We start from the raw sequence: 13297 nt of genomic DNA on the forward strand, positions 1-13297 counted from the left end.
CGCCCGGGTATGTAACGGAAGACGAGCTGTTTCCACCCCCGCTCGCGGGCGCCTTCGGTCTGCCCCAGAACGCCTGGGAAAAGTACGACGAGCCCTACAAACAGACCTACCCGGAATACGTCAAAGTCCAGCGCGACAAGGACGCCGGGGCCTACTCCGTGAAAGCCGCGCTTGAGCGCAGCCGCATCTTCGAAAACGCCGATCCGGGCTGGAAGTCGGTGATGAAGGCCCACTACGGCGCGATCGCCCGGGGCGAATACGCGGCGGCCAGCGCCGAGGCCCGCATGATGCGTTTCTCCAAGGCGCCGGGCATGCGCAACATGGCCACGCTGGGCTGTCTGGACGAAATCCGCCACGGCCAGATGCAGCTCTACTTCCCCCACGAGCACGTCTCCAAAGACCGCCAGATGGACTGGGCCTTCAAGGCCTACGACACCAACGAATGGGCCATGATCGCGGCCCGGCATTTCTTCGACGACATCATGATGACCCGGGACGCCATCAGCGTTTCCATCATGCTGACCTTCAGCTTCGAGACCGGCTTCACCAACATGCAGTTCCTGGGGCTGGCGGCGGACGCGGCCGAAGCCGGCGACCACACCTTCGCCAACCTGATCTCCAGCATCCAGACCGATGAATCCCGCCACGCCCAGATCGGCGGGCCGGCCCTGAAGATCCTGATCGAAAACGGCCAGAAGGCCGAGGCCCAGAAGCGGGTCGACATCGCCGTGTGGGGCGCCTGGAAGCTGTTCTCCGTGCTCACCGGCCCGATCATGGATTACTACACGCCGCTTGAGCACCGCAAACAGTCCTTCAAGGAATTCATGGAGGAATGGATCGTCGCCCAGTTCGAGCGCTCCCTCACCGACATGGGGCTCGAGCTGCCCTGGTATTGGGACATCTTCATCAAGGAGCTGGGCGAAACCCACCACGGCATGCACATGGGCTCGTACTTCTGGCGCCCCACCGTGTGGTGGAACCCCGCCGCCGGCGTGACGCCTGCCGAGCGGGACTGGCTGGAGGAGAAATACCCCGGCTGGAACGACACCTGGGGCCAGTGCTGGGACGTCATCATCGACAACGTGGTGGACGGCAACATGGCCATGACCTACCCGGAAACCCTCCCCTACGTCTGCAACATGTGCCAGCTGCCGATTCTGGGCACGCCGGGCAAGGGCTGGAACGTCAAGGACTACCCGCTGGAATACAACGGCCGCCTCTACCACTTTGGTTCGGAAGTGGACCGCTGGGTCTTCGAGCAGGAACCCGAACGCTACGCCGGCCACCTCTCCATCGTGGACCGCTTCCTGGCCGGCATGATCCAGCCGATGAACCTGGAAGGCGCCCTGGCCTACATGAACATCGCGCCGGGCGAGATGGGCGACGACGCCCACAACTACGCCTGGGCCGAGGTTTACCGGGCACTGCGCGCCACCAAGAAGGCCGGCTGAGCAACTGAATGGCAGCCCCGGCGCCCCCTTTTGCCCCCGAGCATCAGGCGCCGGGCTCAACGACTACAGGAGATACCCCAAATGGCATTGTTTCCATTGACTTCCAATTTCGAAGGCGACTTCGTGCTGCAACTGGTCGCCGTCGACACCGAGAACACCATGGACGAAGTGGCCGCCGCGGCCGCCGTGCATTCGGTCGGGCGCCGTGTCAGGGCCCGCCCCGGCCAGATCCTGCGGGTGCGCCGCCAGGGCGGGGCAGAGTTTCTGCCGCGCACCATGAAGGTTGCCGACTCGGGCCTCAAGCCCACCGAAACGGTGGAAATCATCTGGCAGGCGCCCCAGGCCTGAGCACGTACACAAGACGGGAGACAGGCATGAGTTTCACCAAGGTTTGTACGCTCGACGACATCTGGGAAGGGGAAATGGAGCCCTTCACCGTCGACGGCCACGACATCATTCTGGTGTGCGCCGAAGGCGGCGAGATCAAGGCTTTCCAGGGCATCTGCCCGCACCAGGACATCGCCCTGTCGGAAGGCAAGTTCGACGGCAAGAAGCTGATCTGCCGCGCCCACCTGTGGCAGTTCGATGCCTCCAGCGGCAAGGGCATCAACCCGGACGACTGCGCCCTGGCGGAATACCCGATCAAGGTGGACGGCGACGACATCTATGTCGAGACGGCGGGCGTCGAGCCCTTGTTCGCCCACAGCTGAGCGGGCTTGCCCCATGGAATACCCAAGGAGAAAAAAATGAGTGTTGCAAGTTCCGCGCAGGCCTATCACAACAACATGGTGGGCCCGGTGATGCGCGCCGGCGACCTCGCCCTGGCGGTGATCGAAGCGGCCAAGGTCGACAACCCCGGCAAGGAAGTCTTCGTCGATGACAAGCGTGCCTATGTCCGGATTCACACCGAGCAGGAAATGATCCTGCGCCGCCAGACGATCGAAGAAGAACTGGGCCGCCCGTTCAAGATGAACGACCTGGAAGTGGACCTCAGCTCCTTCGCCGGCCAGATCGAAAGCCTGGACGACGCCGTGCGTTTCTACTTCAACAAGAAGCTCTGACAAGCCCGTAGGTCGGGTTAGCCCGCAGGGCGTAACCCGACATCCCCGTGACGCGCGGGCAGAGACATCGGCCAGAGCGGGCGGTAGGGGGCGTCGGGTTACGCTGCGCTAACCCGACCTACGCTGCAATCGCCGGATCGACACCCGGCGACACCCAGCTTTACAAAAAAATGAGGAGACAAGAATGTCCGAAGTTCAAGTGCTGAAGCCGCAGAAAACCTGGAGCCACCTGGTCGCCCGGCGCCGCAAGCCCAGCGAATACGAGATCGTCAGCGCCAACCTGCACTACAACGACCGCGATCCGGACTCGCCCTACGAGCTGGCTCCGGGCCTGTTCATGAACGAGTGGTACAAGAAGAACACCTTCGGCACCGCCCTCAAGCACGCCGACTGGAACGCCTTCCGCGATCCGGACGAGGTGGTGTATCGCACCTACAACATGATGCAGGACGGCCAGGAGACCTATGTTTTCGGCCTCTTCGACCAGTTCAATCACCGCGAGCACGACAAATCCCTCGATGCGCGCTGGGCCGGCTCCTTGGCCCGCCTGTACACCCCGGCCCGCTACCTGTTCCACACCGTGCAGATGGCCTCCTCCTACGTCGGCCAGGTTTCGCCCGCCAGCACCATCACCAACTGCCACTACTTCCAGATGGCCGACAGCCTGCGCTGGCTCAGCCACACGGCCTACCGCACCAGGGAGCTGTCCATCGCCTTCCCGGACCACGGCTTCGGCACCGACGAGCGCAACTACTGGGAGACCGACGCGGTCTGGCAGGGCTTTCGCGAGCTGATGGAAAAGACCCTCACGGTGTGGGACTGGGGCGAGGCCGTCGTCGTGCTGAACCTGGTCGCCAAGCCGGCCATCGAGGAAGCGGTTTTGCGCAAGCTGGGCGAATCGGCCCGCCACAACGGCGACATGCTGCTCGGCCTCGTCACCGACGCCCAGTTGATCGACGCGGCACGCCATCGCCGCTGGCTGTCCGCGCTGGTCAAGATGGCCCAGGAAACCCCGGGCAACCTGGAACTCATCCAGGGCTGGATCGCCAAGTGGGAACCCCTCGCAGACAAGGCCATCGACGCCTACTGCGCCGCGCTGCCGGACGTCGCCGATGCGGCCGCCAGCGCCAAGGCCGCCACGCGGGAACTCCGCCGGAGCCTGGGCCTGTAAGGGCCGGGCAGATCCTCACCCGTCCGGCGCCCTGCGGCGCCGGACGGATCAATCCTGGAGGCGAGCTTCCATGAGCAATCCCATCATCCTCAACGAAAAAGACGGCTCGACCTTCGAGCAGCGGGAGGGCGACACGCTGCTGCGCGCCGCCTTGCGGGCCGGGGTCGGCCTGTCCTACGAGTGCAACTCGGGGGGCTGCGGCGGCTGCAAGTTCGAACTGCTGCAAGGCGAGGTCGAAACCCTGTGGGCCGACGCGCCCGGCCTGAACGAAAGGGACAGGCGCCGCGGGCGCCACCTGGCGTGCCAGTGCCGGGCCAAGGGGCCGGCAACCATCAAGGCTTCGACGGGCAAGGAATACGTTCCGAAGGTGGTGCCGCAACGGCAGAAGGCGCGGCTCGTCGGAACCTCCGACATCACCCACGATCTGCGCGAATTCCGCTTCCGCAGCACCGGCGGCGCCGGCTTTCTGCCGGGCCAGTTCGCCATGCTGGACCTGGCCGGGCTGGACGCATCCCGCGCCTATTCCCTTTCCAACACCGCCAACGACGACGGCGAATGGCATTTTCAGGTGCGCCGGGTTCCCCACGGCAAGGGCACCCACGTGCTCTTCGACAAGCTGGCCTGCGGCGACGAGATCGGTCTGGACGGCCCTTACGGCGTGGCCTGGCTGCGCACCGAATCGCCGCGGGACATCGTCTGCGTGGCGGGCGGATCGGGCCTGGCGCCAATGGTGTCCATCGCCCGCGGCGCCGCCGAGGCCGGCATGCTGAAGGATCGCAAGCTGTACTTCTTCTACGGCGCGCGAACCCCGCGGGATGTGTGCGGCCGGGAAATGCTGGCCCAGCTGGAGGGCTTCGGCGACCGGATCGTGTATCTGCCCGTGGTGTCGCTGCCCGGCGACGAAGGCGAATGGCAAGGCGAAACCGGCTTCGTGCACGATCTCGTGGCCCGTGCCCTGCCCGGCAGCCTGGCCGGCTTCGAGTTCTACTTCGCCGGCCCGCCACCCATGACCCAGGCCTTGCAGGAGATGCTGATGGTGGGCCATCGCGTCCCCTTCGAACAGATTCATTTCGACCGTTTCTTTTGAGGCCTTGCCGGAGACTTGTGGTGCCGTTGTGGGGGCGTTGTAGGGGCGACTTCAGTCGCCCCCACAACGCCCCCTGCGTGGCCTCCGGGCCGCAGGGGGCGTATCGTCGGGTTGATGAATTTCCACAGACAACGATGACAGAGCCGAAAGATATAAAGCCCGAGTCCGGGAGCCCGGGCCCGGTGAAGGGCATCGTGCTGGAGCCCGGCGATAGCGCCGACGTCCGCGGGCAGAAGATGGCGCGCATCATCCTCGACTCCATGTACCAGTTTCTCGGGCTGCTGGACGTGGACGGCACGGTGCTCGAGATCAACCGGGCCGCCCTTGACGGGGCGGGCCTGTGCCTGGAGCAGGTGGTGGGCAAGCCCTTCTGGCAGGCGCGCTGGTGGGCGGTGTCCGAGGAGGCGCGCAGTCGCGTCCGCGAGATGATCGCGGAGGCGCGATCCGGCAGATTCGTGCGCTGCGACTTCGAGGTGTTTGGCGAGCAGCAGGGCTACAAAACCATCGTCATCGATTTTTCGCTCACGCCCATCATGGACGACCGGGGAGACGTGGCCTTTCTGCTGCCGGAAGGGCGCAACATTTCCGAAAAAATCGCCATCAGCGCCGAACTCACGCGAAAGAACGGCGAGCTGCAGAACGCGCTTGAAAAACTCAAGGAAATCGACGGCTTCAAGACCAAGTTCTTCGCCAACGTCAGCCACGAACTGCGCACGCCGCTGGCGCTGATCCTCGGCCCGGTGGACCAGCTCCTGAAAGAAGCGCCGGCCCTTGGCGAGCGCGAGAAGTTTCGCCTGACCACCATCAAGCGCAACGCTCAATCCCTTCTGCAGCAGGTGAACGATCTGCTCGACCTGGCCCGCATCGACTCGGGGCGCATGCCGCTGGCCTACCTGTGCGCCAACATCACGGCCATGGCGCACGATATCGCGGCGGGCTTTGCCGCGGTTGCCGAGGAGCGCGCCATCACCCTGAGCGTGCGGGGCGAAGACGAGCTGTACGCCGACGTGGACCGGGTGAAGTTTGCCCGGATTCTGGCGAACCTGATCTCGAACGCCTTCAAGTTCACCCCCTCGGGCGGGCGCATCAGCTGCACCGTCGAACACAGTCCGAACGCCCGTTTCCTGGTCAGCGTGCAGGACAACGGCCCCGGCGTGCCGGAGGCGATGAAGCAGCAGATCTTCGACCGCTTCACCCAGGGCGAAGCCGGCCAGGGCGCGGTCGGCAGCGGGCTGGGGCTCAACATCGTCAAGGAATTCGTGGAACTCCACGGCGGCACCGTGGTGGTGGTGGATGCGCCGGGCGGCGGCGCGGTCTTTCAGGTGGAAATCCCGGTGCGCGCGCCAAGCGGCGCCTTCGTGCGCGAGACCGGTGACGACAGCGTGCTTCCCGCGGGCTATGGCCACGACGCGCTCAGGCTGCCGGACATGCCCATGCCCGCACACCGGGTGGGCAAGCCGCGGGTTCTGGTTGCCGAGGACAATCCCGACCTGCGCCTGTTTCTCTATGACGTGCTGATCGACGAGTACAACGTTTCGCTGGAAGAAAACGGGCAATCGGCCGTCGCCGCCGCGCTGGCCGACCCGCCGGACCTGATCATCACCGACCTGATGATGCCGCAGGTCGACGGCGAGCGCTTGGTGCGGGAACTGCGCGCCACGCCGGATTTTCCGCATGTTCCGGTGCTGGTGCTGTCGGTCCGGGTCGACGACGTGCTGCGCGAGAACCTGCTCGAAGAATGGGTTCAGGACTACGTGACCAAGCCCTTCTCGCCCCAGGAACTGCGGGCCCGCGTGCGCAATCTGGTGGCGGTGAAACGCACCGTGGACATCCTGCAGAAAGAGCTGAACTCCCAGGCCTCGGACATCGGCGAGCTGACCGCCGGCCTGGTTGAAAGCCGCAAGTCGCTGCAGAAAAGCCTGCTCGCCCTGCAGGCTTCCGACCGCCGCTGGCTGGGGCTTTACGACAACACCGCGGTGGGCATCGCGCTGGCCGACCGGGACGGCCGCATCCTGAGCGCAAACCCGGCCCTGCAGCGCATGCTCGGCTACGGCAAGGGCGAGATCGTGGGGGTCTCGCTGGTGGACATCACCGAGGAATCCCAGCGCCTGATGACCGGGAGAAGCGTGCAGGGATTGTTCGACGGTGCGCTGCCGGGCTACCAGATCCAGAAACGCTACGAGAAAAAAGCGGGCGGCTACCTGTGGGCCAACGTAAGTGCGTCGCGGATTCCGGCGGTCGATCAGGACGGCCCCATGCTGGCCGTGATCGTCGAGGACATCACCGCCAAGAAGGAAGGCGAGCAGTCCCTCGCCGCCACCCGCTCGGAGCTGGCCCGGGTGTCGCGCTTCACCACCATGGGGGAGCTGGTCGCCTCCATCGCCCATGAGGTCAACCAGCCGCTCGCCGCCGTCATCACCAACAGCGCTGCCGCCCTGCGCTGGCTGGCGCTGGAAAAACCGAATTACGAGGAGGTGGTGGCGGCGCTGCATCGGGTCAGCCGCGATGCCACCTTAGCCGGCGGCGTGATTTCCCGCATCCGCAAGTTTTTGCGGGCGGGCGAAATCAAGCAGGAATGGATTGCCGTGCCGAAATTGCTGGATGAGCTGCTGCTCATGCTGCATACGGTTCTGCTGGATGCCGGCGTTCAGGTCGAGCTGCGCATCCCGCCGGACTTGCCAAAGATATTCGCCGACAACGTCCAGCTGCAGCAGGTCATCCTCAACCTGGTCATCAATGCCGTCGATGCCATGCGCGAGACGCCGGGAAAGCGCCTGCTCACCCTGGAAGTGAAGGAAGACCCGACCGAGGGCGCGATTTTCTCGGTGCAGGACTGCGGCCCGGGCGTTCCGGCCCAGGCGCAGGAAAAGCTGTTCGACGCCTTCTTTTCGACCAAGCAGGACGGGCTGGGCATGGGGCTGGCCATCAGCCGGACCATCGTCGAAAATCATGGCGGACGCCTGTGGCTCGACGCCTCGGTCGAATCCGGCGCCCGCTTCGTCTTCAACGTTCCGTCGATCTGAGCGCGGCTGGCCTGCAAGGGAGGGGCGATTGACTACAACAGAAACCGTTTTCGTCGTCGATGACGACCTGTCGGTACGCGAAGCCCTGAGCAGCCTGATCCGCTCCGTGGGGTTTCAGGTGCAAACCTTTTCCTCGGCCGTCGAGTTCCTGCAGTATCCGCGCCCCGCGTGCGTCTCTTGCCTGGTGCTGGACGTGCGCATGCCGGGCTTGTCGGGGCTCGATCTGCAAGGGGAATTTTCCAGATCGGGCGATCCCATCCCGATCATCTTCATCACCGGCCACGGGGATATTCCGATGGCGGTACGGGCCATCAAGGCCGGCGCCGTGGAGTTTCTCGCCAAGCCCTTTCGCGACGACGATTTGCTGGAGGCGATCCGTCACGCGCTCGAACGGGACCGGGCCAGCCGCAGCGAGGCGGCCGAACTGAGCGAAGTACGCAGCAAGTACGCCACCCTCACCGGACGGGAACGGGAGGTCATCGTCTTCATGGTGAAAGGCATGCTCAACAAGCAGGCCGCGGCGGAACTCGGCGTTTCGGAGATGACGGTCAAGGTTCATCGCCACAACATCATGCAAAAAATGAAGGTGCGCTCCCTGCCCGATCTGGTGCGGATGATGGAGAAGGTGAATACCGGGTAGCCGCCCCCAGCCCGGCAGCACAACGCGTCGGCCACGCCCCTTGAGGCACAATGGAGACTTCGTGCCTCACCCCGGAACCATGCCTCCCCTGCCCCGCAGCATCGCCCACCTCGATATGGACGCTTTTTTCGCGTCGGTTGAGTTGCTGCGCTACCCGCATTTGCGCGGCCAGCCGGTGGTGGTGGGCGGGCGACGGGCGCTGGCGACAACCGCAGGTCAGGAATTTCCGTGTCTGCGCGATTACGTCGGGCGCGGGGTGATCACCACCGCCACCTACGAAGCCCGCGCCCTTGGCGTGCATTCCGGCATGGGCCTGATGAAGGCCGGCCAGCTGGCCCCGGACGCCCTGCTGCTGCCCGCCGATTTCGAGGCCTACCGCCACTACTCGCGCCTCTTCAAGGCCACGGTGCGCGAGATCGCACCGCACATGGAAGACCGGGGCATCGACGAAATCTACCTCGACCTCACCGCCCTCAACCCCGACGGCACGCCCGACGGCGCCCGCCGCATCGCGCAGCAACTCCAGCACGCCGTGCTCGAAGCCACCGGGCTGTCGTGCTCGGTGGGCGTGGCGCCCAACAAGCTGCTCGCCAAGCTGTGCTCCGACCTGGACAAGCCCGCCGGCATCACCATCGTCACCGCCGCCGACCTGCCCGCGCGCATCTGGCCGCTGCCGGCCCGGCGCATCAACGGCATCGGCCCCAAGGCCGCGGCGCGGCTGGAAACCCTCGGCATCACCCGCATCGGCGAACTCGCCGCCGCCGACCCGGCCTGGCTGCAGGAGCACTTCGGCGAACGCTACGGCATCTGGCTGCACCGCGCCGCCCACGGCGACGACGAGCGCCCGGTGGTCACCGAGAGCGAACCGAAAAGCGTCTCCCGCGAAACCACCTTCGAGCGCGACCTGCACCCACGCACCGACAAGGCCGATCTGTCCCTGCACTTCACCCGCCTGTGCGAGCAGCTCGCCGCCGACCTCGCCCGCAAGGGCTACCTGGGCAAGACCATCGGCCTCAAACTGCGCTTCGACAACTTTCACACCGTCACCCGCGACCAGACGCTGGCCATGCCCACCGGCGATGCCGCCACGATCCGCCGCGCGGCCGGTGAATGTGCCCGGCGCGTGCCGCTCGATCGGCGCATCCGCCTGCTCGGCGTGCGGGTCAGCGGCCTGGTCCGGCCGGGCGACATCCCGCCACACGCAACGCACACCCCCACCCAGGCTGAACTTTTCGCCTGAATACGCACCTGATAACAGCACTTGACCATCCAAGCAGCCCTCCCGGAGATCCGCATGCCCCGCCCCAACGAAACCGTCGCTGAACACCCTGCCGAAGCCTGGCGACAGAACCTGCGCGGCGACCACGACACGCAGCTGCGCGGCCCGCGCCCCGAGTGGTGGTGGACCGGCCTCGCGCCGGCCGCCTGCCCCGGCCGCCAGCCGGACGGCACACTCACCGCCCTGCCCCAGCCCAATCTGGCCACCTGTACCCGCGAAGCCGTACTCGCCACCTTCGACAACTGCTGGACGCTCACCGAAACGCTGTTTGCCGGCCTGCAGGGCGAGGAGGCCTTCTACCGGCCGCCTTACCACCACCTGCGCCACCCGATGATTTTTTACTACTGTCATCCGGCCGCGCTCTACATCAACAAGCTGCGCGTGGCAGGCCTCATCGACGCCCCGCTCAACCCCTACTTCGAACGCATCTTCGAAACCGGCGTGGATGAAATGCGCTGGGACGACATGTCCAAGAACGAGATGCAGTGGCCCAGCTTTGCCGAAGCCCACACCTACCGCCAGCAGGTGTATGCCACCGTGCGCGAGGTCATCCAGACCCACCCGGAACTCGCCGACGGCCACGCCCCGATCACCATGAGCTCGCCCCTGTGGGCGCTCTTCATGGGCTTCGACCACGAGCGCATCCACCTCGAAACCTCCTCGGTGCTGATCCGCGAACTGCCGGTCGAACTCGTCCAGCGCCCCGCCGAATGGCCGAAGCTGCACCCCAGCGCGGGCGTCGAAACGGCTTTTCCGCCCAAGGCCGGCCGCGATTACCCCACGCCGGCCCTCCTCGACATTGCCGCCGCGCAGGTCAGAATCGGCAAACCGCTCGCCTGGCCCAGCTTCGGCTGGGACAACGAATACGGTGAGCGGCGCGCCAGCGTGCAGGCCTTCCAGGTTGAAAGCCAGCTCGTCAGCAACGGCGCCTTCCTGGAATTCATCCAGAGCGGCGGCTACCTCGAACAACACTGGTGGACCGAAGCCGGCTGGGCCTGGCGCGGCTTTCGCAACAGCAAGTGGCCGTGCTTCTGGGTGCCCGACGGCCCCGCCGGCCTGCACCGCTACCGCCTGCGCACCCAGTTCGAAACCATTCCGATGCCCTGGAACTGGCCTGTCGAGGTCAATGCCCACGAAGCCGCCGCCTTCTGCGCCTGGCGCAGCACCCGCGACGGCCAGCCCTGTAGGTTGCCCACCGAGGCCGAACACCACGCCCTGCGTGATGCCTCGTGGGCCGAAACCAACCCGGCTTTCCACGTCGATGGCGCCACCCTGGGCCGCGAAACCGGCTGGAACAGCCAGCTCGCCCACGGCTCCCCCTGGCCTGTCGATGCCGGCACGCCCGCCGCCAGCGGCGCGCAGGATGTCTTCGGCAACCTCTGGCAATGGCACGGCGACGACTTCAACCCGCTGCCGGGCGGCAAGGTTCACCCCTTCTACGACGACTTCTCCACCCCTTGCTACGACGGCCAGCACCAGATGATCCTCGGCGGCTCGTGGATTTCCTGTGGCGACGAAGCCGGCGTGTGGGCGCGCTTCCACTTCCGTCCCCACTTCTACCAGCACGCGGGCTTTCGCGTGGTGCACGCGGCCCACGACGGCGGCGTGGTCAGGCTCGGCGCAGAGGATTCCGGGCGCCAGGTGTATGAAGACGCCCGCATCGTCGACGAATACATGCTGCTCCACCACGGCGAACCCAAGAGCCAGATGCCCTGGCCCGGCGGCCCCCAGTGCGCCACCGCCTTCCCCCAGCGCTGTGCCCACTGGCTGCTCGACGGCGCCCGGGAGTTTGGCAGCGGCACCGCCCGTGCGCTGGACATCGGCTGTGCCGTGGGCGGCGCCAGCTTCGAGCTGGCCCGGGAGTTCGGTGAAGTGCTGGGCGTCGACCTCAGCCGCGCCTTCATCGACGCCGCCGAAGGCCTGCAAAAAGACGGCGCCCGCCCCTACTTCCTGCGCGACGAAGGCGATCTCGGCAAAACCGTCACGGCCCGCATCGACCCGGCCATCGAGCGCAAGCGCGCCCATTTCCGCCAGGCCGACGCCTGTTCGCTGCCGGCCGAACTGGCCGATTTCGACGCCGTGCTGCTGGCCAACCTGCTGTGCCGCCTGCCCAGCCCCAAGTCACTGCTCGGACGCCTCGGCGGCGAGCGCGGACTGGTCAAGGTGGGCGGCCTGGTGGCGCTGTTCTCGCCCTATTCGTGGCTGGAACAATTCACGCCCCGGGAAGCCTGGCTGGGCGGCTTCGAGGCCGACGGCCAGCCCGTTAAAAGCGCCGACGCCCTCAAGGCCTTCATGCGCGAAGAAGGTTTTGTGCTGCGCCGGGAAGAGGAAGTCCCGCTGGTGATCCGCGAACACGCCCGCAAGTTCCAGTTCATCGTGACCCACGGCATGCTGTGGCAGCGGGAGACTTGAGCTAACGCAAGGGCGCCCGGCCGCTGATTTGGAGCTTGTCCGTGAATAGGAGGCCGACGCCTGGGAGGTGAATCGCCACCAATGCCAGACGTGCTTTTGCGGCTTGGGTTACGCCCAAGCCAGAAAGCGCAACAACGCAGTGGCGGTGATTCGGCCCCAGGCCGACGGCGGGCTATTTACGGACGCGCTCTTACTCCTCCAGCAAGCTGCGCAACATCCAGGCGGTTTTCTCGTGCACCTCCAGACGCTGGGTGAGCAGGTCGGCGGTGGGCTGATCGTTGGCCTTGTCCACCAGCGGAAAGAGGCCGCGGGCGGTGCGGGCGGTGGCTTCCTGGGCGGCCACGAGCAGGCGGATCATCTCGGTGGCCACCGGCACGCCTTCGGGTTCTTCGATGGACGCCAGCTTGCCAAGGGCCTTGTAGGTGCCCGGCGCCGGGTGCCCCAGCGCGCGAATGCGCTCGGCAATCAGGTCGAGGGCGTTCCATTGTTCGGTGTATTGCCCCATGAACATCAAGTGCAGGGTGTTGAACATGGGGCCCTTCACGTTCCAGTGGAAGTTGTGGGTCATGAGGTAGAGCGTGGCGCTGTCGGCCAGCAGGCGCGAGAGGCCGGCGGCGATGGCGGCACGGTCATCTTCCGAAATGCCGATGTCCATCACGGGGCCGGCGGATTTCCTGGAATTTTTTGTCATGGTTTTCTCCTCTTGAGCAATGAGCAACGGCTGTCTGAAGCGCCCCTCGCCGCTGCATAGTCAGGCCGGGCAAGCCTTCAGAGTATCGACCCGCGCCGGCGTTCCGTCCAATGGGCATCCTTGCTGCAGGCCATTGGAAAAGGCTATGTTCGCGTTAAGTGTGTAATGACTCTTCCTGGCCGACCTGCCGGGCTTGGAGAGTCTCACCTGTCGTGGGAAGCGCTTTCCACACCTTGCGCGAACCTTGGTGGTTTATTCCAACCGTTGAGCCCTTGCGGGACGGCTTTCCCGTGTTTGGCGTTACGTTGGCCGGGGACTCGCCCCCGGCGGGCGACCTTCTTTCTTGTTGTACGACAAGAAAGAAGGCAAAGAAACGTACCCCGCTGCCGCGCCCCCTTCGGGGGTTCCCTCCTTCCGGCAATGCCGAGCGGGGTCTTCGCAAACTCGCCCTGCGGGCTCAGACATGCGAAGCCCTTTTTCCG

At 65.7% G+C, this 13297-nt stretch carries 11 protein-coding genes; 10 read left to right on the forward strand and 1 reads right to left on the reverse strand.

Features of this window, described 5'->3' with window-relative positions; translation table 11 throughout:
• From Q1W26_RS13105 to ovoA, 10 genes are all read left to right on the forward strand, one after another.
• A partial coding sequence (locus Q1W26_RS13105) for an aromatic/alkene/methane monooxygenase hydroxylase/oxygenase subunit alpha (RefSeq protein ID WP_300440846.1) occupies positions 1–1451 on the forward strand: 1451 nt, incomplete at its 5' end.
• A gap of 81 nt (positions 1452–1532) precedes the next feature.
• On the forward strand, positions 1533–1799 hold the full coding sequence (locus tag Q1W26_RS13110; RefSeq protein ID WP_300440848.1) for a toluene-4-monooxygenase system B family protein: 267 nt from the start codon (positions 1533–1535) through the stop codon (positions 1797–1799).
• A 26-nt stretch (positions 1800–1825) separates the two neighbouring features.
• Complete coding sequence (locus Q1W26_RS13115; protein WP_300440851.1) at positions 1826–2161, forward strand: Rieske 2Fe-2S domain-containing protein; 336 nt, start codon at positions 1826–1828, stop codon at positions 2159–2161.
• Positions 2162–2197: 36 nt separating this feature from the next.
• Positions 2198–2512: an MmoB/DmpM family protein gene (locus Q1W26_RS13120; RefSeq protein WP_300440853.1), complete on the forward strand. Its 315-nt coding sequence runs from the start codon at positions 2198–2200 to the stop codon at positions 2510–2512.
• Between the two features lie 184 nt (positions 2513–2696).
• A complete protein-coding gene (locus Q1W26_RS13125) occupies positions 2697–3683 on the forward strand; it encodes an aromatic/alkene monooxygenase hydroxylase subunit beta (RefSeq protein WP_300440855.1) in 987 nt (328 codons plus the stop codon).
• Between the two features lie 70 nt (positions 3684–3753).
• Complete coding sequence (locus Q1W26_RS13130; protein ID WP_300440857.1) at positions 3754–4770, forward strand: 2Fe-2S iron-sulfur cluster-binding protein; 1017 nt, start codon at positions 3754–3756, stop codon at positions 4768–4770.
• Positions 4771–4904: 134 nt separating this feature from the next.
• On the forward strand, positions 4905–7793 hold the full coding sequence (locus Q1W26_RS13135; RefSeq protein WP_300440859.1) for an ATP-binding protein: 2889 nt from the start codon (positions 4905–4907) through the stop codon (positions 7791–7793).
• A gap of 28 nt (positions 7794–7821) precedes the next feature.
• Positions 7822–8433 (forward strand): response regulator transcription factor, encoded by a 612-nt coding sequence (locus Q1W26_RS13140; RefSeq protein ID WP_300440862.1) that lies wholly within the window; start codon positions 7822–7824, stop codon positions 8431–8433.
• A 61-nt stretch (positions 8434–8494) separates the two neighbouring features.
• Entirely contained in the window at positions 8495–9673 is a 1179-nt protein-coding gene (gene dinB, locus Q1W26_RS13145; RefSeq protein WP_300440865.1) for a DNA polymerase IV, read from the forward strand.
• Positions 9674–9727: 54 nt separating this feature from the next.
• Positions 9728–12124 (forward strand): 5-histidylcysteine sulfoxide synthase, encoded by a 2397-nt coding sequence (gene ovoA, locus Q1W26_RS13150; RefSeq protein WP_300440868.1) that lies wholly within the window; start codon positions 9728–9730, stop codon positions 12122–12124.
• Positions 12125–12314: 190 nt separating this feature from the next.
• On the opposite strand, the gene Q1W26_RS13155 is transcribed toward ovoA, so the two are convergent.
• Entirely contained in the window at positions 12315–12815 is a 501-nt protein-coding gene (locus tag Q1W26_RS13155) for a Dps family protein (protein WP_300440871.1), read from the reverse strand.
• Positions 12816–13297 lie beyond the last annotated feature (482 nt).

Source organism: Zoogloea sp., from assembly GCF_030157465.1.
Classification (GTDB): domain Bacteria; phylum Pseudomonadota; class Gammaproteobacteria; order Burkholderiales; family Rhodocyclaceae; genus Zoogloea.

Bases quoted from the DNA above. Each gene is read 5' to 3' on its own strand.
- Q1W26_RS13115 (WP_300440851.1), top strand. From the start codon at position 1,826: ATGAGTTTCACCAAGGTTTGTACGCTCGACGACATCTGGGAAGGGGAA.
- Q1W26_RS13135 (WP_300440859.1), top strand. From the start codon at position 4,905: ATGACAGAGCCGAAAGATATAAAGCCCGAGTCCGGGAGCCCGGGCCCG.
- Q1W26_RS13130 (WP_300440857.1), top strand. From the start codon at position 3,754: ATGAGCAATCCCATCATCCTCAACGAAAAAGACGGCTCGACCTTCGAG.
- Q1W26_RS13120 (WP_300440853.1), top strand. From the start codon at position 2,198: ATGAGTGTTGCAAGTTCCGCGCAGGCCTATCACAACAACATGGTGGGC.
- Q1W26_RS13155 (WP_300440871.1), bottom strand. From the start codon at position 12,815: ATGACAAAAAATTCCAGGAAATCCGCCGGCCCCGTGATGGACATCGGC.
- Q1W26_RS13125 (WP_300440855.1), top strand. From the start codon at position 2,697: ATGTCCGAAGTTCAAGTGCTGAAGCCGCAGAAAACCTGGAGCCACCTG.
- Q1W26_RS13110 (WP_300440848.1), top strand. From the start codon at position 1,533: ATGGCATTGTTTCCATTGACTTCCAATTTCGAAGGCGACTTCGTGCTG.
- ovoA (WP_300440868.1), top strand. From the start codon at position 9,728: ATGCCCCGCCCCAACGAAACCGTCGCTGAACACCCTGCCGAAGCCTGG.